Below are 24,473 nucleotides of genomic sequence, written 5' to 3'. Positions count from 1 at the left end.
GTCCTTCGGCGTCAGGAAGACCCTAAGGCCGACAGGGTTAATGATGTGTTATCGCCGGTTGCATCAAGTGTGTGCATCAAGCTGTATGTGTCCGTGCCGTCGCGATCCGGTTGAACGTCCACAGCAGCAGCGGGCACAGCAAAACCATTACCGCGCCGAAGTCGAATGCGGTTGCGGCGGTCCCCGTCCATTTGGCGAGGCTGCCGCCGACAAACGGCCCCAGCATCATCGTGGCGTAATGGATGGTGTAGAACAGGCCCATGCCGATCGCGCGGGTGGAAGGCTGCAATACCTGCGCGGGCAGGCTCATGATCGGACCCGCCGGCAGCGCGCAGATGATGCCGAGCGCGACGACCGTCAGCAGCACGGCGCCGGAGCGTGGCAGCATCAGCATCAGCAGCGCGAACACGATGCAGCCGCCGACAAGAATGGTCTGCGGGCGCTTGGTTCGATCCGCCAGAAATCCGCCTGCCGGGCCCGCGAGCGCCGCCAGCCACAGCACGATGCTGATGGTCGATCCGGCTGACGCGATCGACCGGCCGCGTTCGACCAGCAACAACGGTCCGAAGCTGAAGATCATCGCAAAGCCGATATTGTAGATGCCCCAGAGCAGGCCCGCGACGATCACCGCGATCGTTGCCTTGTGGTCGAGGCGTGCGGGAGTGCCGGAGACCGCGGCCGCATTCGGCGGCGATCGATAGCCCGCGGCAAGAAGAACGATCCCCAATCCGATCAAGGCTGCGACCGCAAAATAGACCGCGCTGACACCCCAGGCGGTGCCGATCGCGGGCAAGGTCAACAACGAAATCGCAATGCCGGCCGGCCATGAATTGACAAAGATCGCCATCGCGGTTGCGATCTCGCGACCGGCGAACCAGTCGGCGACCATCTTCGTCATCTGGACGTTGAGCAGCACGCCGCCGGCGCCCGCGATCAGCCGCCCCGCCATCTGCACGTTCCAGGAATCCGACAGCGCCATCGCAAGACCGCCGATCAGCATCAGCGCGAGCGCGGCGAGCACGGTCGTCTTGTCGCCGAACCTTTGCCCGATTGCGCCGCCCGGCAGCGCAATCGCCACGCCCGGCGTGAGATAAAGGCCGATCAGCAGTCCGATATCAGCAAGGCTGACGCCGAAACTGCTGCCGAGCAGCGGCGCGACCGCGGCCACGCTCTGAAACTGGAAGGCCATCGTGAGGCGAACCACGAACAGGATCGCAAGAATGCCCCAGCGATTGCACAATGCCGCACTCCCGGAAAAACGCCTCACCTTCAAAAGTTGTCGCGCAAGCTCGGGCCGCGCGCGGCCTATGTCAATGCGCGCACGGATTTCAGGCTGGGCACGCCGACCGATGCGGTGCAGCTACTTCTGGACCAGCTGATTGAGATCCCGCTTGATCGAGCTCAGCAGCGACTCCAGCCGTTCCTGCCGGAAGGCGGGTTGCTCCGGCAAGACAGTTTGAACGGCCGGCTCCGCGATGGCGGCTTGAACGCGCTTCTCGGTGATGTCTGGCTTCGCGGTGATGACGGGTTTTGCGGGGAAGACGGGTTTTTCGGCGAAATTCTGCCGAGCCGTTTGAACTTTACGGGCAGGCCACTTGGGAAATACCGATCGAACGGGCTCTTCGGCCTGCGCACCGGCTTCGACGAACTCGCCGTGCAAAACGTCCTCGCGCCGTCCCATCAGCCACAGGACCGCCCAATAACAAACCGCCAGCAAAATGACGCAGGAAATAATGATCTCAAACATCGCTCGCGTCCAATCCGGTCAGTATCCCGGTAAAGGCGGTTTTCGGTCAAGACCGCTGAAAGCGATTGTTTGTCAGTGCGTTGTTTCGGTACCATCATGCTTAATGTCGGGCCCGGCAGGGCCGGCCAAATTTCTGGGAGGGATGCGATGCCGGGAGTGAAGCGGGACCGCGACGATACCGTCGGCGTGCTGACATTGGACGAGCCTGCGACGCTGAATGCGATGACGCCTGATCTGCTCGGCGATCTTGCGCTAGCGATCCCTGAGATGACCGAGGATCCCGGGGTACGGGCGCTGGTCCTGACCGGCGCCGGGCGCGGCTTCTGCTCCGGCCAAAATCTCAAGGCCGCCGCCGCCCTCGGCGACGACATTGTCGATGGGGTGATGAGGTTCTACTGGCCGGCCTTCAAGGCGCTGCGCGAATGCAACGTGCCGGTCGTGGTGGCGGTCAATGGTGTTGCGGCCGGCGGCGGCTTCAGCCTCGCGATGGCGGGAGACGTGATTGTCGCGGCGCGCTCGGCGAGCTTCATTCAGGTCTTCAGCCGGATCGCGCTGGTGCCTGATCTCGGTTCGACCTGGCTGTTGCCGCGCCTCGTCGGCCGGCAGCGTGCCCTCGAACTGATGTTGATGAACGAGCCGCTATCGGCCGAGACGGCCCGGGAATGGGGGCTGGTCCGGGAAGTGTTCGATGATGCCGCGCTTCAGGGCGGCGCGCTGGCGCTGGCGCGCAAGCTTGCAAGCGGTCCGACGCGGGCGCTGGTTGCGACGCGCCGCCTGATCGAGGAGAGCGAACACTCAAGCTATGCCGATCAGTTCCGGCGCGAAATCGAGACGCAGGCCGAGATACGAAAGAGTGCGGATGCGCTGGAAGGACGCAACGCGTTTCTGGAAAAACGCGCCGCGCGGTTCAGCGGCCGGTAATTCCTTCGTACACCATGAAGCCGCGCGCGATGGCGAGCTTGCGCAAGGCGCGGGGAACGAGTTTCTCCGGCCGGTGCAGATAGCGCCACGACGTCAGCTTGAAATCCTTCAGCGTGCCGAGATCGTCCTCGAACGGCGCCAGCAGGCCGGTGACGCTGATCGGCGCGTGCGCGCGGTTGTTGAACGGCAGCAGCAGCAATTCCAGATGCGCGGTCCGGCCGTCTTCCGACGTCGCGGTGATGCCGGCGACGGCGGCCAGCATTTCTTCGGCGACGTAAGTCACGATGTCCTGGACCTCGCGGCGGCTCTCTTCGCCGAACAGCGCCGAGAAGCTGCTGTCTTTTGCGTCGCGGCCGAGCAGGGCGCAGACCCGGGTTCCGGCGACGCGGAAGGGGAAGCCGGCTTCGGTTTCGTAACCCAGCACGAAGATGTCGCCGAGCAGCTCGCGTACGGCTGATGGCTCGATCTCGCTGCGGTCAGGTGCCCGCGCGTGGCCGCGTTTTGCGTCCCAATAGGCAAAAAACTGACGGCTCGATGGATGTTTCATACGTTGGCCTCGCCCCCGCCCGTGGCAGGGCGGCACATATCTGTCCCGATTTTGCTCACGTGCTGTCCCTTCTGTGTTGTGCAGGACAGGCTGTGCAGCGTCCATGCCGTGGACGCGGTTTGGCGGCTTTGGCGGCGGCTTTGCGTTGTTAACGTTAAATTTACCAAGGCGGGCCGTACAGGCTTTTAGCGCTAAAGCCACATAGGGTATGTAGTTGATTTTACTAGTTTTTGTTGTCCACGAACGGTGTTAAAGTCTTGCCGCTAAAACAACGTTTGGCGGCCCAAAGGCAAGGATTGCCTTATTGGGACGCCCCAGTCTGGGGAACCGGGCATGCCAACTACGAAGTTAACCCAAACCTTCGTTGACAAGTTACGCGCGCCGCATCCCAGCGGACTGCAGGTGGTCTATTTCGACACGGTCACGAAGGGCTTCGGTGTTCAGGTATCAGGCAAGACCACCGCGAAGGACTACATCGCGCAGCGTGACCTGCCCAACAAGGTTAAGGGCGCAAGGAAGCAGACCCGCCGCGTCAACATTGGACCGGCAGAGGCCTCGCTTCTAACAGTGGAGGTAGCGCGCGAGCGTGCCGAGGAGGCGCTGGACCAGATTCGGCGGGGCATCGATCCCAAGGCCAAGGCCGAGCCCGACCCCCAGGCGACGATGTACACGCTTCGCGAAGTGAAAGAGAAGTATTTCGTTGCCAATAAGAAACTGAGTGCAGGGAGCAAGCGCGCCTACGGTCAGATAGATCGCCACCTTGCAGACTGGATGGACAGACCACTGTCGTCGATTACCCCCGATATGGTCGAGGAGCAGCATCGGAAGATAGCGGCCGCAATCGCTGCGAAGGGCGGTCGGTATGACGGCAGAACGACGGCCAACGCCGCGATGGTGACGCTGCGCGTTCTGTGGCGTTGGGCCGCTAAGCGCATTGCTCTGACGGCATGTCCCGTAGGTCGAATGCAAGATGAGGATGCATGGTTTCCCGTTCAGCGACGGACCAGCCGGGTTCCCGCCGAAAAACTGCCTGCGTTCTACCGGGCGGTTTGCGGGCTTGAAAGCAGGACTCTGCGCGACTTACTGTTGCTGCTCATGTTCACGGGTTTTCGAAAGACCGAAGCATCGCGACTGAAGTGGACCGACATTGATCTTCTCCAGCGCATCATGACGCTTCCCGCGCCCAACACGAAGACGAAAAAGTCCGTCGAGATACCGATGAGTGATTTCATCTACGATCTGATGGTTTCGCGCCGTGCGCTCGGCGACACGTCCGACTACGTCTTTCCTGGCCGCCGCGCGGGAAAGCCGATCCGCGATACGCAGCGGCCGTTTTCGAAGCTGAACGAGTCGACGGGTGTCGCCGTCAGCGCCCACTCGTTACGTCGGGGTTTTCTCAAAGTCGGAGCGTCCGCTCGGGTAAACATCGTGTGGCTGAAAGTGTTGTGCAATCACGCGCTTCCGGCAGATGTTACTGCAGAGCACTATCTGGCTCCCGACATTGAGGATCTTCGCGAGCCCGCGCAGCAAGTGTGCGACAAGATGCTAGGGCTATGCAACGTTCAGCCGGTCGTAAGAGGCAACGTTGCAAAGCTGCGCTAAGCTAGAGGCTTAGGTAGCTGTCGGGGGTACTTAGACGCAGTTCGTACGAGTTATTGGCCAGCGTCGCGCGCAACGGTCGCCGATCGGCGGGCTTGCGCGGTGCCGCCAAGTCACCGGTGACTGCGGGTCAACGCATAAAGCAACGTTAGGTCATGGGGTTACGCACAGTTGCCCCGAAGGGTTACATTGTTGTATAATCAGGGTCACATAAGACTACCTTGCGGATGAGTTCGGCGAGACTCCCACAAGCTGGTGCATCCCATGAGCACACCCTTTGATCGCCGCTGCCAGAGGATCCAACCTCTTGCGGGACGTCAATCGGCCTACACTGCCGAGACGGGCTTTAGCACGGTGGCGCACCACAGCGCCTGATAGCCGCGCCAAAGTGAAGGGGTTCTACCAGAGACGCGTTGGGAGAGCGCGTCGATAGCGGGCTTACGCTCGCAAGGTAGGACCACGTGCATGATCAGACCAGAAGTTACGGGCAGGAAGACCAGCGCACCGCTGGGCAGGTTGCTCATTGATCGCCGCGCTCACCGTTTAATCGACGTCGATTTCCATCCAGAAGAGAGGCTGACGACCAGAGAGGTCGCGGCTTGGCTCGATGTCAGCGTGCAATTTTTGGAGATCGGAAGAACGCGCGGATACGGGCCAATGTTTGAGCGCCTTACGGGAAAGCTGATTCGATACAGAGTCGGCGACGTCCTGGAGTGGCTTAGGTCACGAACATACGCCTGTACGAGCAATTATACGGGGGGCGAGTGAGCCATGGCCCCCAAAAGCAAACAGGCCAAGGCGGTGGCTCGCCCGGCCAGTCCCGAATTCGTTGCACTCGCCAATGCCGCACTAGTGCGTTTACCACGCCAAGGCGGCAGGGGTATCGATGTAATCGAGCTACGTCGCAACCCGACATTCAACAGCGCCCGCTGTTGGGTGGTGAGAATCAATAGCCATCCGTCGTTCTCCATCTCGCATCGGCAGCTGATATCGCCGTCACGGTTTCGCGGGGTCGCTGTTTACCAGCTCTTGCGCCGAGACTTCCAACTTGATCATTTTCTTTGCGATATAGTCGGGCTGCCGGTGATCGGCTGGTGCGATATTGTCGAGCGCCTAATAGCTGCCCTAGAACGGGGGAGCGGCGAATGATGGATGCTCGCAACACCGCTATCCTACCGCCGCTGCTCGAGGTTGATGAAGCGACCGTTCACAAATTCGTATCGTTGATTCACGAGCAGGCGGCACGCGCGCTAAGGGACGTGGCGCGTCCTGGATTCTTGCAACTCACGCGTTTGCATCCGCTGGACAACAAATTGGTCCCGACTCGTTTTCAAATTGGCGACGTCGACGGCATGGTCCAGCAGGCGATCGCGGATGCAAGCGCTGGCCACAACGTCTATATAGAGGGCCGAACGATCGGTGAGCCTACGCCACGGGGCGCGCGAGGTAGGATAGAGCACACCGCGTTCGTCTTTGCGCTTGTCGACGACAGTGACGCCGACAAGGGCAAAGCGGCGAACCGCGATCTTGGCGGTCTCGCTTCGCTCGTCGTCGAGACCTCTCCCGGCAACGGGCACAACTGGTTTTTTCTTAAAGAGGCGGTTTCCGCCGTTGATGCCAAGCCCATCGGCGAGGCTATGCGCGCGTCGCTAGAGTCCGACAGCGATACCGGGACCGTCACGCAGCCTTACCGAGTCGCGGGCACGCCGAATTATCCGAGCAAGGCCAAGCAAAAGCGCGGCCGAACAATGGTCGAGAGAACGTCGATAGTCGATGCCCAACCGGAGCGGAGCTACACACTTGAAGAGTTGGGCTCGCTATTTTCTTCGCCAACGCGAAACGGCGCAAGGGGCAAGAGAGGCAGCAACTCGAAGGCTCCGGAGGACTTCCGTACGCTTCTTGACTGCACGGACGCCGCTGCATATGGGTCGGATCGCAGTCGTTTGCTTTTCGCAGCCCTTCGCGGGGCTATCCTCGCCGGGCTTGACGATACGGCGATCATCAAGAATTTCCTCGATCCGTGCTACACCGGCAAAGCTATCAACCAACACTGCCAAGACCATGGTAAGACCGATAGCGGAGCGCACGAGTATCTGGCGCGCCAGATTGAACGAGCCCGAAAGAAGATATACGAGTTCGAGGAGTACTTCGAGAAAGATGGCAGTATCTTCTGGAAGAAACTTGGCAAGGATGCGGTGCGGCTCAGCAACTTCACCGCTGCCATCATCGAAGATCTGAAGATTGACGATGGTTCGGAGCAGGTCAAGCGACAGTTCACAATCAAGTATACGGTTGCTGGGAGACAGAGCATCGCCAGAATACCGGCGGACCAGTTCGATTCACTGAACTGGGTCACGCGCGAGTTGGGCTCCGATGCGTGCATCACACCGGGGCCGCAGATCCGCTCGCATCTTGCGAATGCCATTAAGTCGATGGATTACGACAGCCGAATGAGGGACACCGCATACGCGCACCTCGGGTGGCGCAAGATCGAAGGCCGGTGGCTCTACCTGCACGCGGACGGCGCGATCGGAACCTCCGGGCCAGTCGAAGGCATCAGAGTCGAACTGAACGGTGAGCTGTCGCGGTTCACGCTGCCCACGGCGCCCGTCGCGGACCCGCTCAGTGCAATTGGCACCTCGCTTCGGATGCTCGATATGGCGCCGGGGCGGATCACGTGGCCGCTGCTGGGGGCCACATATCTCGCGCCTCTGGGCGAGTTCGTGCCGATCACTGTGACCCTGTTCTTTACGGGCGGCACGGGCACGCGCAAGTCCGCGATGCAGGCAATCGCTCAGGGTCACTGGTACTGGGAGCAGGACGGGAAGAAGTCTCCCGCGAACTGGTCGTCGACTGCCAATTCGCTTGAGGCGCTCGCATTCCGCGCCAAGGACGCGCTTCTCGTGATCGACGACTTCTGCCCCAAGGGTGCAGTGTCGGATGTCCAGCGGTATCATCAAACGGCGGAACGAATAATTCGCGCCCAAGGCAATCACGCTGGGCGCGGCCGCATGAATGCCGACGGCAGTCTTCGCACTGAAATGCATCCGCGCGGCCTGCTGGCGGGCTCGGGCGAGGATACACCAAGTGGGCATTCCCTCCGCGCGCGAAACATGATCTGCGAAATATCGGCAAGTGATGTCGATCTTCAAGTGCTCACCGAAATGCAGCGCGCGGCGGGCGAGAGCGTGTTGAAGGTAGCGATGGCGAGCTATGTCAGATTTGTCGCCACACAGGACAAGGGCTCATTCAAGCGGCGATTGAGCGAGCTGCGCGCTGAGGCGACGAAAAAGGTCAGCGGCGGCCACACCCGCACGCCAGAGAACGCCGCACTGCTTATGCTCGGCGTGGAGACCCTCCTTGCACACGCGGTGAGCATTGGTGCCGACATTGACATTGAAAAGATGAGGCGCGAGGCGTGGGAGGCGCTGCTGACGGTCGGGCAGGAGCAGGACCGACACCAAAGAGACGAGCAGCCCGCCGAGAGAGTCATGACTTTGCTTCAGGGCCTGCTATCGTCGGGTCGAGCGCACATCCGCAACGCGCGTTCGGATCACCCGCCCAAGGACGCGCGCATGCTCGGGTGGACCGAGAAGGAGTACAATGACAGATTGGTGTTGCATCCGGGCGGCCATTCAATCGGCTGGATAGATGCGGATGACCTTTTCCTCGATCCGAGTGCTACCTACGCAGAGATACAGCAGTTCGCACAAAAGCAAGGGCAGCCGTTGGCTCTCACCCAGGGGGCGCTGTGGAGGCGTCTCCGCGAGGCCGGGCTGTTGGAGCCGGGTGACGAGGGACGACATACGACAAAGAAAAGCATCGGCGGCCAGAGACTACGGGTGCTTCACTTGAAGATGATCAAGGTTCTCGAAATCGAAACAGCCACCGATGCTAGACGCCATGAGGAAGTCTTGTAGGCGCGCGGTGATCGTTTCGGCGGCGCACGTTGCCCAAGGGGCAGGGGTTAGCCAAACTTTAACTTCCGGAGACGCGATGTGCGCCCCACCTTGGTGGGGCACTGCCCCACCAGCGCCCCAGTTTGCGTTCGGTATTTCTCCCTACTCGAACATCTGCTTGGACCGAAAGTGCCCCAGTTGCCCCGGTTTGAATAATGGGAAGAGCTCAAACAACGACTAACTGGGGCTCGCTAGTGTCGACACTTTCATGTGTTGCAGCTCGGCCCTGTCTTGTTAAGCCGGGGCAAATGGGGCGGTTTTCCACAAGCTATGGCGCCCACTGGCGAATTGCGCCCCCACCCGTTTTATTTGGTTGGTGCATTGCCCCGGTTTGGTGGGGCACCTCGCTCCCTGAGCTAGCCTCACCCCGGAGCGGCGCCGCGCGGCCCCTCTAACGTGCGAAGCGGCGCGTCTCCCTGGCCGAGGGGCCCCAACGGGGCAGCCGTAGCAATTCCCTGCACCGGTGGCGCCCGCAACCGGGCTGACGGGCCTGCGCGGGGCGGGTCTATGTGGAGGCCTGCTTCACGCGGCATACCACCCGCCGCTGTCTTGGGTCACTGGGCAAACCGGCGGCAATGTGCTATCAAATGTGTAGCGCACAATAACCTAAACTAGGAAAAAAGTAGATCGGTCATGCCACGCGGAATGCCTCAGAACTTGCGCCCGATGCGTAAAGGCGAGCGCCGTGTGGGTCGTGCCAAGGGCACACCAAACAAATTCACCCGCGACGTGAAGGAAGCAATAATCAACGCTGCAGCACTCAGCAAGCATTCGAAGACCGATGACCTTGAAGGCTACATGGTGTATCTCGCGGACAACAAGCAGGAGGTCTTCGCAACTTTGCTCGGCAAGTTGATTCCGGTGCAAGCGAAGATACACGCAACAGGTCCGAGCGCGGTGAACCTGAATCTCAGTCTAAAAATGCCGCTGGCCGACATGGTCAGCACATTCGAGCAGCGCATCAAGGGCTCGTACATGCCTGCGCCGCAGCGCGCTCTCCCAATCACGATAGGCCACGACGAAGACAAGAATGCTTGAGCGTACACCAGCAGTGCAGTGGCCTCCGGACTATCAGCATGTAATGCTGGAGCGTGAACGTAAGTACAACATCATGTTCGAGTCCGCCGAGATGGTCGTGGCGGGAGTGAACTACTACAGGACGCACCCCGTCGAGTTCATAGAAGATTGGTGCTACACTTTCGACCCGCGCAATGCAGGCACAGACAAGCCGACCAAGATTCCATTCATACTGTTTACGCGTCAAGGCGAGTTCGTGGAGTTCTTGCACGAGTGCCTCAAGGGTGAGACCCACGGCCTCATCGAGAAGTCCCGCGACATGGGAGCTACTTGGCTGTGTGTTGCGTTTAGCGTCTGGCTGTTCTTGTTTCAGAAGGATGCGACGGTTGGCTGGGGCTCGCGCAAGGCGGCGAGCGTCGATCAGATCGGAGACATGAGTAGCATCTTCGAGAAGATACGTTGGCTCTTGCGAATGATGCCCCCGGCTTTCTGGCCCGTTGGCTTCGACGTCGATAAGACGATGTCTTACATGAAAATCACCTGCGCCGAGGGCGGCGCGAGCATAACCGGCGAATCCGGAGACGACATCGGACGCGGCGGCAGGACCCGCATCTACTTCAAAGACGAATCGGCGCACTACGAACACCCTGAGGCAATCGAAGCTGCTCTCGGCGACACCACGCGCGTGCAGATCGATATCTCCAGCGTCAATGGCCTCGGTAACGTCTTCCATCGCAAACGCGAAGGCGGCGTAGAGTGGGAGCCTGGCAAGCCACCACTGCGCGGCAAGACCAATGTCTTCATCATGGATTGGTCCGACCACCCCGACAAGACCCAGTCGTGGTACGACGAGCGCCGCAACTTGGCCGTCGACACTGGTCTGTTGCACGTGTTCGCGCAGGAAGTAGATCGAAACTATTCCGCATCGGTCGAGGGCGTGGTGATCCCTGCCGAGTGGGTACGGTCCGCGATAGACGCGCACGTGAAGCTAGGCTGGCAGGAAGCGGAAAATGACCCGTGCTACGCCGGACTGGACGTGGCCGACGGTGGCGGAGACAGAAACGCACTTGCGATCCGCGAGGCGACTGTCCTGCGATCCGTTGAGCAGTGGGGTGAGCGAGATACAGGCATTACAACCCGCCGTGCGCTCGACGGAGTTGCTTTTTATGGTCGAAAGCGTCGACGTGTCCGCCTTCAATACGACTCTGTTGGTGTAGGTGCTGGCGTGAAGGCTGAGGGCAATCGCCTGAACGACGACGACTTGATGCCAAAGTTCGTCAACCTCGTTTCTTGGAACGCTGGAGCTGCGGTGCTCAACCCCGACGACCGTGTGATCGCGGACGACGACCAGTCTCCACTTAACAAGGACTTCTATGGAAATTTGAAAGCGCAAGCGTGGTGGCAACTGCGTCTGCGCTTCGAGCGCACGCACCGTGCTGTCCGGGACGGCGTGAAATACGACCGCGACGAACTGATCAGCCTGCCTTCCACGCTTCGCCTGCTCCGCACGCTCGAAAAAGAATTGAGCCAGCCGACCATGAGCAAGAATACCCGGATGAAGTTGATCATCGATAAGCACCCCGAGGGCACGCGCTCGCCGAACCTCGCTGACGCAGTTGTCATGTGCTTCTGGCCCGTGGACGAGCTGGCCTACGACTCGAGTTTTGAGTGGGTGTAGCCGGCAGCCAGAACGGCGGGTCGCGGCAACGGCGTTTTTAAAACCTAACGACTCTAATATTATGCAAGCGCGCGGATGAACAAGTAAGGCTCCTAGGCGGCTACGGCAGCCCGTTTGGCCCCCGCTTGAGCCTGGCGCCCTTTCAGGGCAACCTTCGGATTCTTCGCGCCAGGTGCGCCAGGAACCGGCCTCCCGGCCCCGTCCAATTGGGGACGCCCCGGTGGCCGCCGCTCACGAGGACCCCCTTGTCGGGGCGCCAGCGGGCTGCAGGTGCAATTTTTGGGGCTACCGCTGAAATTTACCACCGAACCTCAAAGGCGTCCCAGCGCCCCCCGCGCCCACTAAATCTTTCACAAAAAATCGTTCATTTACAGTATGTTAAGTAGATTGTAACACGCCAACGCCGGTTGCCGTGTTGTATTTTTTTAGGATTATAGTCTCATGACCAAGACCGCAATTGCATATATCCGCGTATCGACGCAGCGCCAGGGGAAGTCAGGCCTTGGACTCGAGGCCCAGCAAGCGACGCTGGCGAGATTTGCTGAAGCCGAGGGCTACGACCTAATCCAGATCTTCAAGGAGGTTGAAACCGGTAAAGGTGCGGATGCCCTCGATCGACGACCGCAACTCGCGGCGGCGGTGAAGGTGGCCCGGAAGCTTAAATCCCCGATCATTGTTGCCAAACTCGATCGACTGAGCCGAGACGTCCATTTCATTAGCGGGTTGATGTCGCAGAAGACGCCGTTCATCGTCGCAGAGCTTGGCGCTGACGCCGACCCGTTCATGTTGCATTTGTACGCCGCGTTGGCAGAAAAAGAACGGGCTATGATCTCCCGACGCACTCGGGACGCGCTCGCTGCTAAAAAGGCCCAGGGCGTTAAACTGGGTGGGCTCAACGCAAGGGGCATTGCGAACCGCAACGAGGCGATGGAGCGCGCCGAGCAGTTGCGACCGATCCTGACTGAACTCGCGGGCCGGTCCGCGCGGGCCACGGCCGCGGTGCTAAATGAGCGCAAGATACCGACCCCAACCGGCGGGAAATGGCATGCTGCTACTGTAATCCGCGTTCAAAAGCGAATTGGAGAAGGGCACTCAGCCTGTTGCGACGCAGTTTAGTTCGGGCGCTCCGAACCTCGCTGACGACAACAATTGGTGGGCTCCGTGTAGGCGATCGCTGGCGACGGGGCACTTTGGCAACCTGGAGATTCGCAAAGCGCCCGAAGCACGAGCGACCGCCCCCCGAGCGCGCGAACGAAACATCCCGGTGCTTATCGTCCCGTCCTCGGTCACCGCTGAAACCTACTCTCGACTTGGGTTCAAAGCCGGACGCGATGCCGCGATGCCTTTATGGCGACGAACGCACGATCATCATGAAGCGACCGTTGGAGGTCCCTCCTTGCAAAGGCAATACCCTCGGAAATAGGCGTTTGTTGCTGCGGTGCGCCTAAAACACCGAACGTATGAGTTGGACGCATCGGTATATATCCATTGATCGCCACGAGAATTCCTGCATGACAGGAACGGAGCCTCAACAGCTTGCGTTATTCCATTTGTTTCCATTTGTTTGTGAGGCCGTCCATGCGCCTTATTATTGGAATAGTCGCGGTTATCACAGTCCCGGCTTGGTTGTGCATAGATGTCGATTCTGCTTCGGCACAGACCTTTCTTGATCGATGGTCTATCATTCCAAAAGCGCGCGCAGAACCGGCACCCGAGGCACAGGACCAGCCCAGACAGTATCCTCCACTTGAGCAACCTCCGACCGGAGGGGAGACGGCTCGTCGTCCGGAAGAGCGCTCAGCCCCTCGACCTTCAAACCGGGCTTTTTCTGGAAAAGCCTCTTACTATTCATATCCGACAGGAAAAACAGCCAGCGGTGCCCCGTTCATTCGGAATTCAATGACCGCTGCCCATCGCAGCCTACCGTTCGGTACAAGAGTTCTTGTAACTGATCTTGCAAACAGCAAGTCCGTAGTAGTTCGTATTAATGACCGGGGACCTTGGGTTCGCGGCCGCGTCCTCGATCTTTCACTCGGCGCTGCGCGCAGGTTGGGGATTACGGACCGCGGCGTGGCCCAGGTTCGCGCTGAAGTGCTTTAGCTTTTTGTCTGCTGAAGTCCTTCAAGGAATGTAGACATAACCTATCAGGAGGTGAGCCGCGTCGATGCGTCTCCTTCTTACGGTATCCATTTGTTGAGCGCACAGGATCGAGCATGTATCTTAAGGGTCATTCGCGTCGTTCCGGTCTAATCCGAACGGACGGAGCGCAACAAACTTCCAATAAGGGCCAATAAGCGCGACATCACTTGTTCACCTCGTCGGCACGGCCGAGCAGGGTCGGCGGTATGATCAGGGCGTGACTAAGCTCGATCTGGCGCGTTATTTCGAAGCGGTTGGCGAATGGATGATCGTGATCTCATGGGTCGGCCGTGCTCGGTGGTTCACGCGCGTGACGGCGTCAGGGGGCGACGTTGTCTCAGCGTCACAGGATGAAGTCGAGCTGCTCGAACCCGTCATTTTCGGCGTTTACCGAGCATGTCTCTCTGCCCGGGTGATGCAGACATCTACCTGCGGAGTCGCTAGACCCACTGGCGAATGGGGCAAATGAATGCAACAGATTGAAACCTAGGACGAACATGCGGGCGACAAATTCACAGCCCTCAACAGATCCGCAATAGGGCCAGGCCGGCTGCAAGGCTTCACCGGTTCAGATGGTTTGGATCGATCCGCGGCTTGATTGCGTTTGCGGTCGACATTCTGGCTCTTCTTTTTGGATTCGCTCCGTCGCGAATCTTTGAGCGAAGGTGAAAAGGCATGAGGATCGCGCCAATGTCGGCTTATGATTTTGGTTTCCACCGGCGGGCTAGGCGGAATTATGACAGGTGCGGTTGGCTCGATTGGCTGCAAGACAGCTTGGGGCGGGGTTTCCTGACGCGCGTAGTTGATCTCAAGTCGATCGGCCTTGCTGAGTGCGTGTTCAGCGTCAGCAATGCCGACCGTCGCCCCGTCTGCTGACATCTCTGCGGGTGTGGTGCCGGCAGGCGTCCTGAGCACCTGGCCGACAGCCAAGGCGCTGAGCAGCGCTAGACATACAATCGCAAGCCACACCGTCCTGATCATCTGCTACCCTAGACAGTATCAGCGGGTAGCCTCAGTATGGATTTTGGCGCTTAAAGGGCGGAATACACTCAATTGTGAGGAATGTATGGAAATCGCCGGCTAACGCTACGCAGGGCCGTTTGCGGCTGCTCAAGCTTCGGTTGGCATGCTCGGTTCTTACACGCCAAGCACCGAGCATAGCCCGCAAAGTTGAGGGAATACTCAGTTTAGATAGTTGCGAACCGTTTTGGCTTTTCGCTCCGCTATATTTCGTTTTTGGATGTTTTCGCTTGCACCACAATGCGTAATCCATTTCGTCTTCTGTGCAACTTCGATAAACCTGCGCAACGAGTAACGATTGTGGAGAGGTATCGTTGCCGGCGAAAGCTTCAACTACCAAGGCTGAGAGTGCGGGTCTTCTCCTGTTCAGAAAACGTGATAGTGACATCCAGTTCCTGCTCGGCCACCCGGGAGGCCCGTTCTGGAGCCGTAAGGATGCTGGTGCGTGGAGCATACCGAAAGGGTTGATTTCCCCCGGCGAGGAGCCACTTGCAGCCGCGCGGCGTGAGTTTGCCGAGGAGACCGGGCACCATCCGACGGGAGATTTCATCCCGCTCGGCGCGGTGAAGCAAGCGGGCGGGAAGGTGGTTCACGCTTGGGCTATTCAAGGCGACTGGGATCCTGCGGATCTGCGAAGCAATACGTTCGACATGGAATGGCCACCGCGATCCGGGCGGCGCCAGCCATTTCCCGAGCTCGATCGGGCAGCTTGGTTCAACGAGTACGAGGCGCGCCTAAAAATTCTGAAGGGTCAGGTCCTCTTTATCGATCGTCTGTTAGAGGGATTGGTCAGATTGACGAAAGCTGATCACTAGCGAGAGAGCGTGTTTTCCATGCCGCGCCCAGCGGCGTATCGTCAAAAATCACCATGTCCTGCCGCGTCGGCCGACTACTGCGCTCGGCTTCTAGATACGGCAAGGGTTGTCACTGACTACGCCCGCTTCTGTACGCGTCGAGCATTGGGCGTGGGGTCAATACCCGGCAGACGGTCCGCTACTCTTTAGGAACCATCGTACGATCGTTGCACTTAATCGGCATGGCGAAAACTCCCCTCAGTATCGAGATCGTTCAAGAGGGTGAGGAGCGCTTCATCGTCAAGACCTTTGGCGACGGTAGCGAGCAGCGAGTGCCGATTGTAAAGCTGCCGAGGAAGAAACGCTATCCCGACCGCCCTTATTGGACTTGGAAATTCGACAAATTCGACAAGAGTAAGAAAAAGGGGTTTTGAAAGTGGCAGGGGTGCTTAACGTTGCAAAAAAGCCGGCGTACGGGATCAACCCATACGTCCGGCCTCCAACGACCCAGGGTCGATAATTTACTTGTTGAGCACTTCGCGAGCCTTATCCTTGATGCCACCGACAGTATTCTGCACCTTGCCCTCAGCCTTGTCTGCAGTTCCTTCGGCTTCGGTCTTACTGTCGCCCGTCACCTTACCGACAGTTTCTTTAATCGTGCCCTTTGCCTGCTTTGCGGCACCTTCAATGCGGTCCTTATCCATGATCACTCTCCTTTGTGAGCGGATGTAACGAAGGGAGGGCGCCGGAGTTGCTTAACGATTCGGTTACCAGTCGTCGGTCTTGGACCAGTCGTGATGTTCACTCTGACTGTCGATTTTCTTTACGTAAACGGAGCTCGCTCTCTTTGCCGGGGATGTCGGCTCTCGAACACCAGTGCCGATAGTGGACGGTAGAAACGCAAAGCCTCGTGAGCCTCCGCTAGATCACTCGCGGGCTGCCGGAGGGGCAATCGCAACGGCTATGGGGATGAACAGAATTAGCAGGCATCATCTATTAGGCAACGCCATAGGAGGGGTGGGACGCATCGAGTAGCTCACCATCTTCTTCGGATCGAATTTGTCGGCGATGTGGGACCCGCTTGAAGAAAAAAGTAGAAAAAGCACCGCTAGTAAAACGGTTCCACCCATTCCCGCTAGCACTGTCGTACCCAGCCCAAGATCCGGACTAGGATTGCGCGCTTTTTGCATATCTTCTCCAAAACCCTGTACATCCAACATTCGCACTAGGGAGAACGTTCCTGCGTACGGGGCGCGAGACCGCAAGCGGGACGGGGCTATCCTTCAACCCTCTCGCGAGGGTTCGCGGTCGGCTATCCCCGTGCGTGCGCCCTGTTACGACGGATACGACGCACCTCGACTACCGCTCTTGCCGCAGTTGAGGCGTGGACGGCTTGGAGCAACTTTTAGACGATGTCTTAGTTGTCGTGCATGACAGACACCATGCAGGATAAACGAGCGTCCACTGCTTCCCCTCAAACTGGTCACAAGGTCGACCCAAAAAAGCCGATAGAGACTACTGAGCAATTGCGCATTGCAATCGACCAGGGCAGCGGCAAGGTCGACGCGACGGACCCCGCTGCCGCTCCCCTCGGAACCGACGATGAAGCCGGTGGAGCTCCTAACACCGCAGCGCAGGTCCGATTGGCCGCCGCTCACGAGATTCGCCCGACAAAAAAAAGCCAGCGCGCTACAGGGCTGGGGCATGCCTGGTGGCTCATCGGCTCTACTTTGTTCATTGGTATTTCGATCGTCGCTTCTATGCTTTTCGTCGCGCGGTGAGTACAGGACCAAGCCCCTTTCGCTCCGTTAAGCGCCAAAGGAGATACTTATGAGCGATTTTACAGACAGGCGCGGCGGCGCGTACGACCCAGTTACCAAGGCGGGCAATCCTCCACCCCATCAGGTTAAAGAGAACGCCACGCCGAGCCAGAAGGCACAGCGGGGCGCGGACGTACGGCCCAAGCCGATGCCGGGACCGGACGAAGGTAATTACCCGCTGCCTGAAGGACTACGGAAGGAACGCAAAAGCCCGCTCAATAAGGATACGGGACGGCGCTTGAAGACTTAGTTTGGATAACGCTGCCAATGTTCGTGATACACTGCATGAATACGCAGCATCAAAACATGTTCGAGTGGATGCATCAGCAGATCAAACGTTCACGCCTATAACTCTGCTAGGGGCGGTGGCACGAGATTGGCCGCGCAGAGTTCTTCTTTCGGCGAAGAAAAAGCCCGCATCGCTGCGGGCTTCTTATTTCTAGTACCAGCCCGGGCCACCGCCGAACCCGAACGAAACGCTCGGGCCACCATAACCATAGGCTCTGCCATAGTACGGTCCGCCGCCGTATCCGCCACCATAGTAGGGACGGGGGGCGTAATAGCCGTAGCTGTTGCCGTAATACGGACGATAGGCACGATGCCCGTAGTGACGATGATGCCGACGCTGAGAACCGATGTCGGTAGACGGCTGCGTTACGACGGTTGACGCTTTCGCCTTCGCCGTATTGTCCGCAGCATTTGCGGCAGAACCGCCGAGCAGCGCTGCTGCACCGACGGCAAATATGATACCTAACTTATTCATTTGAACACTCCAGTTACATGTGGAGTGCTAATTGATGCGCATATCTTACGTTCCGATGTGCGACATTAAATTGGCGTAAGTTATTGAACAGCCGTTCATATTCACGTCCAGCCGGCCCATTATCACTCTACTGGCATAGTTTTCGGAATCTCACGAGTTCCGGGCCAGGCGACGTCAGTTGAGCCGGTAAAGGGAATAGTTGAGAAGGGAAGCGAAGGCGACCCAACCCGCATAGGGAATAAACAAGGCAGCGGCCACTCGATTCTCATGCCATTGCACCCAGATAAAACTCACAATGACGGCCAATAGGGTCAGGATAATTGCAAGGGCGAACGTCATATGGTGAAGCGTGAAGAAAATTGGCGACCAAAGAAAATTCAAGATCATTTGCGCTAGCCAGAGCTGCATTGGCAGAGCGGTCGCATCGTCTTGCAGATAGGTTCGCCACCCCGCCACCGCGATCATCACATAGAGGACCGTCCAGGTCGGGGCGAAGATCCAATTTGGCGGATTGAAGGGTGGCTTATGCAGCCCGGCATACCATGCACCCGGCAAGTTGGTAGCGCCGACCGCCCAGCCGATACCGACAACCAAAACGATGAAAAGAGCGAGAGATCGGTGCCGTTTTGCCATGCCTCAGCCTTGGCTGCGCCGGAGTTAAAAGTCGATGGCAGAGCGTGGCAATTGCAGCCCAACCATGCAGGCGCCTGCCGATTAGGCGCAAATTTTACGTCCGCGCTTTGAGCAGAGAGTGTCAGATGACCCGAAAGCCACCTTGAAAAACAAGCCAACTCCGAAAGAAGCGGACTCGGTTAGCCATGGAGACAACCCTCCAAGGCCGGGCGGCGTAGGATTGCTCCTGTCCAAACGCCGCCCGGTTACTTTCTAAATCAATCCATCAGATCATCAGCGATTGGACTTCTTCTTCTTCGCCTTTTTTGTCTTCTTGGGCATCATTTTCTTGACAGCCTTCTTTGCCTTTTTAGCCATCGACTTCGCGGCCTTGACTACCTGCTTGGTAACGGATTTCTTAGCCTTCTTAGCCACAGCATTCTCCTTCAGCGTTTTGACTTTTTCGACGTCTTCTTCGTTTTCTTAGTGGCTGATTTCTTACCAGCCTTCTTACCAGCCTTCTTACTAGCCTTCTTGCCGGCTATCTTCGTACCTGATTTCGCTTTGGACCTATTTTTGCTCTTGGCGACCTTTGATGCGCGGGACGACTTTTTTGCCTTCTTCACGACCTTTGTTATGGCTTTTACCGGGGCGGTTTTCGCCGTCGCTTTCCTCACACGTTTGACCACGGCCTCGGCCGCTGTGTGAGCCAACACGGTGGCTCCGCTGACCACCAATTCGCCAACGATCTCGCCGATATCCTTCTTGGGCTCTTCCGTAGTCTGTTCGCTCGATTTCTTCTCGGTGTCCATGACGTACGCCCTCCAGAGTGCGTAGCAGCAACGTAACTGATTCTGACCGCCACGATGGGATCATGCGGTAGCCTAGCAGGGAACAAACGCGGCGGTTCGAGAACGTTTCCCCGACCTAGGACGCCGCACCTCTTTCATCTCTTCTAACGCGCGATTGCCCCTCAGGCACAGGAACGAAGGACAGTTTTGCTCGTTCAACCTGCGCTGCAACATCTCCCTAGTCTTTCAGGATATCGTGCATGCACTGTCGAGCGCCCCGATGACCATAGCCCGCCGCAGAGAGAGCACTTTCTCAACTTTCTTGAATCAAGGCCGGCAATTGGCCCGCATGGCTCACAGTATTCATTGGAGTTCTTGCAACGGACGTATGGTCCATCAAACGACAACCGGCCCAGTAACGTCAGCCATCAAAGACATTGTTCTGGCCGTCTCATCGGAAGAGTTCAGCGGGATAGAAGACGGTCCGAAGCCCGGACCAGTCTTCTGGCGTTAAACAGAGGTCAAGATGGCCAATCAGCCATTCAAAGCGCGCACCTCAGAGGAATTGATTGCACTGCAAAGTGCGGTAGCAACCGCGGTTCTGGCTGTAATCATCGTGATGACGCTCTATTTCGGACGCGACATCGTCATCCCGATTGCGCTGGCAATTCTGCTTAGTTTTGTCCTGGCCCCCCTTGTGGGACTGCTTCAACGAACGCGCGTTCCTCGCGCAATTGCGGTCGTAAGCGTCGTCGTCCTTGCCTTTGCGTTGCTCTTTGCAATAGGCAGCCTCCTTGCATCGCAATTAACGCAACTCGCTAGTGAGTTGCCGCGCTATCAATCTACGATAAGTGAGAAGATACAGCTGTTTCGAGACACCACGGCTGGCCGGGGCACACTCGAACGCGCCTCTGGGATGCTGAAGGACTTGAGCAAAGAACTCGATAAGCCGAAAGACGCCGGGTCCGCACTCGGTGCGAATACGATAGTCAACCCCAAAGCGCCACTTACTCCAGTGCCCGTAGAGGTGCGGCAACCGGATCCAGGCGCTCTGGAAAGTTTGCAGGCGTTAATCTCGCCACTCCTGCACCCACTCGCTACGACGGGTATCATTATCATTTTTGTGATTTTCATCTTGCTTCAACGGGAAGACCTCCGTAACCGGCTCATTCGGCTCGCAGGGTCGCATGACCTCCAACGCACAACGGCAGCACTCGACGACGCGGCCAGGCGCCTCAGTCGGCTTTTCCTAATCCAACTCCTATTGAACGGAGCGTTCGGCGTAGTCATTGGCGCTGGCCTATGGTTCATAGGTGTTCCAAGTGCCATCCTCTGGGGAATCTTAGCGGCTGTTTTGCGATTCGTGCCCTACATCGGCGCAGCTATCGCCGCGGCCTTTCCATTGGCTCTTGCCGTTGCCGTTGATCCGACGTGGTCGATGCTGCTTTGGACTCTTGGCCTCTTTCTAATAGTGGAGCCGATTGTTGGGCACGTGATCGAGCCAATGGTCTATGGTCACAGCACCGGGCTTTCCCCAGTGGCCGTTGTCGCGTCTGCCACGTTTTGGACCGCGCTTTGGGGTCCAATCGGGCTGGTGTTGGCGACTCCCTTAACTGTCTGCCTGGTGGTGCTCGGGCGGCATGTGGAACGCTTAGCATTTCTTGACGTGATGTTTGGTGACCGGCCCGCGCTTTCTCCACCTGAGATTTTCTATCAGCGGATGCTCGCGGGAGATCCAACCGAAGCTTCCGATAAGGCGGAAGAGTTCTTAAAAGAGAGATCACTTAGTTCCTATTACGATGAAGTAGCGTTGAAGGGCTTGCAATTGGCTCAAGCGGATGCAGAGCGCGGCGCTCTCGATCAGGAGCGTTTGACAAAAATTAGAGACGCGGCAATCGAGTTTGCTAACAACCTTGCTGATCAGGACGATCGTCCGGCGCCAAAAGTCCGCTCAACTTCGGACGCAGAAGCGACCTCGGCGGTAGAGAGCGTGGCTGAAGACGGGCCATACGCAGATCTGCCAATCGTCAGCAAGAAGGATCTGCCAGGCGAATGGCAGAGCGAATTGCCGATCTTATGCATAGGTGGGCGTAGTCTAATTGATGAAGCCGCCGCCATCATGCTGGCACAGCTCTCTACGGCACACGGGCTGACAGCTCGCGCCGAGGGACCCGAAGCGCTGACAACCTCCAATATCTTTCGGCTCCAGACCGACGGTGTTTCGATAGTATGCCTAGTCTACTTGGATGGGACTGGAGCCGCTCATATGCGCTATGCCGTTCGACGTCTTCGTCGAAAATTGCCGAAAGCAGCCATAATACTGTGTTGCTGGCTTAAGGACACTGATCAAGCAGAGTTAGAGCGGCTCCGCGAGGCAGCAAAGGCTGATCTGATCGCGAGCAACCTCGGCGAAGCGATCAAATTGGCAATTGAGGCCACTGGCTTGAACGTCGATAGTCTGAAAATGCACGACAAATTGCCTGCAACAACGGCGGCTTAACTCTGGCGACGTCATTCGCGCTTCTAACGGCGCTGTTCGCCGCCATTCACAAGGTCCTGCCCGAGATGTGCACACTGGCGCGCTTCTGACGGCGTTACCGCGGTCAAAGCCTAGTAGTGCCTGAGCACTACAGCGACCAGCCCGGGCCACGGCGCGGCAGGCGCGCTTTGAGCGTAAATTTGCTCCAGACTACTAGGAGTTAGTATTTAGGTTTGGGTAGGAGGACTAAAGCTCGCGACGCGCGGTCGCATAAGACCGAACCCGGGAGAGCTGCTCAGGCGTGAAACAGCGGAGTCCCCGGCGACTAGTCTTGGATTGCTTTGAAGAGGCGCGCTGTCGAGCTTTGCGACTGTGAATCTTCTTGCTGCATTTGGAACGTATGGAGCTTGAGCCTGTTGCGCTCAGACGACATGGACCGGGGTTGTGCATGCCGTTTCCGCAAAGGAGAACGACCATGCGTGCATTGTGTTGGCACGGCAAAGGCGACGTTCGCGTCGACACGGTGCCCGATCCCAAGATACAGCAGCCGCGAGATGCGGTGATCAAGATCACCGCTTGCGCAATTTGCGGCTCCGACCTCCATCTCCTTGATGGCTATCAGCCGACCATGGAAAGTGGGGATATTCTCGGCCACGAGAACATGGGCGAGGTGATTGAACTCGGCCCCGAAGTCAAAAATTTGAAAATCGGCGATCGCGTCGTCGTCCCTTTCACCATCAGCTGCGGCCAGTGCTGGTTTTGTCAGAAGGGCCTGTTCTCGTGCTGCGACCGGACCAACCCCAATGCCGAGATGGCCGCCAAGGCCATGGGCCAATCGCCCGCGGGGCTGTTCGGCTTCAGCCATATGCTGGGCGGATACGCCGGCGGGCAGGCCGAGTATCTTCGGGTTCCTATGGCTGATGTGGGCCCGATCAAGGTACCGGACAACGTGACAGATGAGCAGGCGCTTTTCCTGTCTGATATCTTCCCGACCGGCTATATGGCAGCCGTGAACGCCCAGATTGAGCCGGGCGACACCGTGGCAATCTGGGGCTGCGGTCCTGTAGGGCAGTTCGCGATCCGCTCCGCGCTACTGCTTGGAGCCGGACGCGTGATCGCAATCGACGAAGTCTCTGAGCGGCTGGCCATGGCAGAAGCCGGCGGTGCCGAGATTATCGATTTCTCGAAAACCGATGTCTACGATGAACTCATGAAACGGACCAACAAGCGTGGTCCGGACAGCTGCATCGATGCGGTCGGGTGCGAAGCCTCCGGTCACGGCGCGACCGACGCCGTGCTCGACAAAGTGAAGGCCGCAGCATTCCTGGCGACGGATAGGGTTCACGTTCTCCGCGAAGCAATCATGTGTTGCCGGAAGGCGGGTACGGTCTCAATACCCGGCGTTTACGTAGGCATGGGCGACAAGATACCTCTCGGCGCAGCTATGAACAAGGGACTCACGATCAAGACCGGCCAAACACACGTGCAGGCCTATACGAGGCCGCTTCTGAAGCTCATTGAAGCTGGCGATATCGATCCGAGCTTCGTCGTAACGCATCCTGCGAGCCTCGAAGAGGCGCCGGAAATGTATAAGAAGTTCCGGGACAAGAAGGATGGTGTGATCAAAGTCGTGTTGCGGCCGGGAATATAAGTTCCGGCTGGCGAACTGTACGATTTGAGGTTGGCGAAGTCACATGTTCTTTTTCTTTTCAAATCGGCTGGGCTGCTTCGGCTCGCTCATCCTCTCGGCCGTCGTTACCGTGGTCCTTCTCCTCATTTTCGGAGTTATTCGCATCTGACCCAATGTTGCTTGTGCATGATTGCTTCTATCCGGCCTTCCATGAATGGTCGACTTACGTCAGCTCTCGAACCTTTGTTCGCCCGATTTCCCCGGTCAGCCAAGGCTGCTTCGAGCAAGCGCAAAAATGGAGTTCGACCGAGCCAATCGTTACCGCAGACCTCGAGAATGGCGCAAAAAGTAGCCGTTAGCCAAAAGTTGCTCTGAGCAGATCGGTGACCACCCAAGCCAAAAACGTCGCTATCGCGGCCAAAATCATTGTTGGATGGCGAGTACTGGCAATTTGGCGCCTGACATTATTCCAAAAATTGATCAAGGTCCCTCCGCCCTACGTCAACTGTCCGGCCCGATCTGGAGCTCAAGCAACGCTAACCGCTGCAAAGCGAGTGGATCGCATTCGCCATCCCGGACGAGTCGAAGGATTGTTTCCGCCAAGCGATGGATGATGTGTGAACTGACCGGCTCCGGAAGTGCGTCGATGGCATCCTGGAGCGCGATATCCATCATCTGGATCGCTTCCGGAGAAAATGACGCATCCGCAAAGTCCTTCATTTTTCAGCACGGCAAGGGGTTGAAGCATGCCGGTAACGGGAAAAAATGGCAATCGTTCCAAATCATCGGCGGGACGGTGTGGGGGGCGCAAGACGAGGGGCTTCAAGGTCCTGGACAGGGACGCCGACATGCGACCAGCGCGACGATAGGGTAGTCTGGGCGAGCGGTTCCGATGCCGACAGGACGAAGCGGGGCAGTTGTCTCCGACAAGCTTGCGAACGGTCTTCCGTGCTTCGT

Annotated in this window: 22 protein-coding genes; 13 read left to right on the top strand and 9 right to left on the bottom strand. The window is 58.2% G+C overall.

Features of this window, described 5'->3' with window-relative positions; all coding sequences use genetic code 11:
• Positions 1-76: 76 nt before the first annotated feature.
• Together JQ641_RS12150 and JQ641_RS12145 are read right to left on the bottom strand one after the other, a co-directional pair.
• On the bottom strand, positions 77-1,240 hold the full coding sequence (locus JQ641_RS12150; protein WP_211996219.1) for an MFS transporter: 1,164 nt from the start codon (positions 1,238-1,240) through the stop codon (positions 77-79).
• A 120-nt stretch (positions 1,241-1,360) separates the two neighbouring features.
• A complete protein-coding gene (locus tag JQ641_RS12145; RefSeq protein WP_211996218.1) occupies positions 1,361-1,747 on the bottom strand; it encodes a hypothetical protein in 387 nt (128 codons plus the stop codon).
• A gap of 147 nt (positions 1,748-1,894) precedes the next feature.
• Here JQ641_RS12145 and JQ641_RS12140 point away from each other — a divergent pair, with 147 nt between their 5' ends.
• Positions 1,895-2,668, top strand: a complete 774-nt coding sequence (locus JQ641_RS12140; RefSeq protein WP_211996217.1) for an enoyl-CoA hydratase-related protein — start codon at positions 1,895-1,897, stop codon at positions 2,666-2,668.
• Here JQ641_RS12140 and JQ641_RS12135 read toward each other — a convergent pair.
• A complete protein-coding gene (locus JQ641_RS12135; RefSeq protein ID WP_211996216.1) occupies positions 2,655-3,215 on the bottom strand; it encodes a PAS domain-containing protein in 561 nt (186 codons plus the stop codon). The two genes, JQ641_RS12140 and JQ641_RS12135, sit on opposite strands and share 14 nt — an antisense overlap.
• A 333-nt stretch (positions 3,216-3,548) precedes the next feature.
• Between JQ641_RS12135 and JQ641_RS12130 the strand changes: the two genes are divergently transcribed.
• The 9 genes from JQ641_RS12130 to JQ641_RS12090 all read left to right on the top strand — a co-directional run bounded on the left by JQ641_RS12130 (position 3,549) and on the right by JQ641_RS12090 (position 15,855).
• Entirely contained in the window at positions 3,549-4,817 is a 1,269-nt protein-coding gene (locus JQ641_RS12130) for a tyrosine-type recombinase/integrase (RefSeq protein WP_211996215.1), read from the top strand.
• Between the two features lie 768 nt (positions 4,818-5,585).
• Positions 5,586-5,963 (top strand): hypothetical protein, encoded by a 378-nt coding sequence (locus JQ641_RS12125; RefSeq protein ID WP_211996214.1) that lies wholly within the window; start codon positions 5,586-5,588, stop codon positions 5,961-5,963.
• Positions 5,960-8,734, top strand: coding sequence for a DNA-primase RepB domain-containing protein (locus JQ641_RS12120; RefSeq protein WP_211996213.1), 2,775 nt, complete (start codon positions 5,960-5,962; stop codon positions 8,732-8,734). Before JQ641_RS12125 ends, JQ641_RS12120 begins: the two co-directional genes overlap by 4 nt.
• Before the next feature lie 705 nt (positions 8,735-9,439).
• Complete coding sequence (locus tag JQ641_RS12115; protein ID WP_211996212.1) at positions 9,440-9,811, top strand: hypothetical protein; 372 nt, start codon at positions 9,440-9,442, stop codon at positions 9,809-9,811.
• Positions 9,804-11,468: a hypothetical protein gene (locus JQ641_RS12110; protein WP_211996211.1), complete on the top strand. Its 1,665-nt coding sequence runs from the start codon at positions 9,804-9,806 to the stop codon at positions 11,466-11,468. The genes JQ641_RS12115 and JQ641_RS12110 overlap by 8 nt, the downstream gene beginning before the upstream one ends.
• Before the next feature lie 441 nt (positions 11,469-11,909).
• Positions 11,910-12,584, top strand: coding sequence for a recombinase family protein (locus JQ641_RS12105; RefSeq protein WP_211996210.1), 675 nt, complete (start codon positions 11,910-11,912; stop codon positions 12,582-12,584).
• Positions 12,585-13,046: 462 nt separating this feature from the next.
• Positions 13,047-13,568: a septal ring lytic transglycosylase RlpA family protein gene (locus tag JQ641_RS38860; protein WP_211996209.1), complete on the top strand. Its 522-nt coding sequence runs from the start codon at positions 13,047-13,049 to the stop codon at positions 13,566-13,568.
• A gap of 1,373 nt (positions 13,569-14,941) precedes the next feature.
• A complete protein-coding gene (locus JQ641_RS12095; protein WP_211996208.1) occupies positions 14,942-15,442 on the top strand; it encodes an NUDIX hydrolase in 501 nt (166 codons plus the stop codon).
• A 221-nt stretch (positions 15,443-15,663) separates the two neighbouring features.
• Positions 15,664-15,855 (top strand): hypothetical protein, encoded by a 192-nt coding sequence (locus tag JQ641_RS12090; protein WP_211996207.1) that lies wholly within the window; start codon positions 15,664-15,666, stop codon positions 15,853-15,855.
• A gap of 87 nt (positions 15,856-15,942) precedes the next feature.
• Here the strand turns inward: JQ641_RS12090 and JQ641_RS12085 are convergent, their stop codons facing one another.
• Entirely contained in the window at positions 15,943-16,125 is a 183-nt protein-coding gene (locus JQ641_RS12085) for a CsbD family protein (RefSeq protein WP_211996206.1), read from the bottom strand.
• Positions 16,126-16,851: 726 nt separating this feature from the next.
• Here JQ641_RS12085 and JQ641_RS12080 point away from each other — a divergent pair.
• Entirely contained in the window at positions 16,852-17,202 is a 351-nt protein-coding gene (locus JQ641_RS12080; protein ID WP_211996205.1) for a hypothetical protein, read from the top strand.
• A gap of 478 nt (positions 17,203-17,680) precedes the next feature.
• On the opposite strand, the gene JQ641_RS12075 is transcribed toward JQ641_RS12080, so the two are convergent.
• The 4 genes from JQ641_RS12075 to JQ641_RS12060 all read right to left on the bottom strand — a co-directional run bounded on the left by JQ641_RS12075 (position 17,681) and on the right by JQ641_RS12060 (position 19,428).
• Entirely contained in the window at positions 17,681-18,004 is a 324-nt protein-coding gene (locus JQ641_RS12075; protein WP_211996204.1) for a hypothetical protein, read from the bottom strand.
• Between the two features lie 174 nt (positions 18,005-18,178).
• Complete coding sequence (locus tag JQ641_RS12070; protein WP_211996203.1) at positions 18,179-18,637, bottom strand: TspO/MBR family protein; 459 nt, start codon at positions 18,635-18,637, stop codon at positions 18,179-18,181.
• Positions 18,638-18,910: 273 nt separating this feature from the next.
• Positions 18,911-19,051 carry a hypothetical protein gene (locus JQ641_RS12065; RefSeq protein ID WP_211996202.1) on the bottom strand — a complete coding sequence of 47 codons (141 nt, stop codon included), beginning with the start codon at positions 19,049-19,051 and terminating at the stop codon, positions 18,911-18,913.
• An 11-nt stretch (positions 19,052-19,062) separates the two neighbouring features.
• The gene (locus JQ641_RS12060; protein ID WP_211996201.1) at positions 19,063-19,428 is read right to left on the bottom strand and encodes a hypothetical protein; all 366 of its coding nucleotides are present in this window, start codon (positions 19,426-19,428) and stop codon (positions 19,063-19,065) included.
• 505 nt (positions 19,429-19,933) lie between these two features.
• Between JQ641_RS12060 and JQ641_RS12055 the strand changes: the two genes are divergently transcribed.
• The gene (locus tag JQ641_RS12055; RefSeq protein WP_211996200.1) at positions 19,934-21,907 is read left to right on the top strand and encodes an AI-2E family transporter; all 1,974 of its coding nucleotides are present in this window, start codon (positions 19,934-19,936) and stop codon (positions 21,905-21,907) included.
• A 454-nt stretch (positions 21,908-22,361) separates the two neighbouring features.
• Positions 22,362-23,537: a zinc-dependent alcohol dehydrogenase gene (locus tag JQ641_RS12050; RefSeq protein WP_211996199.1), complete on the top strand. Its 1,176-nt coding sequence runs from the start codon at positions 22,362-22,364 to the stop codon at positions 23,535-23,537.
• 480 nt (positions 23,538-24,017) lie between these two features.
• Here JQ641_RS12050 and JQ641_RS12045 read toward each other — a convergent pair whose 3' ends face one another.
• A complete protein-coding gene (locus JQ641_RS12045; RefSeq protein ID WP_211996198.1) occupies positions 24,018-24,236 on the bottom strand; it encodes a hypothetical protein in 219 nt (72 codons plus the stop codon).
• Positions 24,237-24,473 lie beyond the last annotated feature (237 nt).

Source organism: Bradyrhizobium sp. JYMT SZCCT0180 (assembly GCF_018130165.1).
Taxonomy (GTDB): Bacteria; Pseudomonadota; Alphaproteobacteria; order Rhizobiales; family Xanthobacteraceae; genus Bradyrhizobium.
The sequence above is the reverse complement of the archived record's forward strand: the minus strand, read 5'-3'. Positions and strand labels throughout refer to the sequence as shown.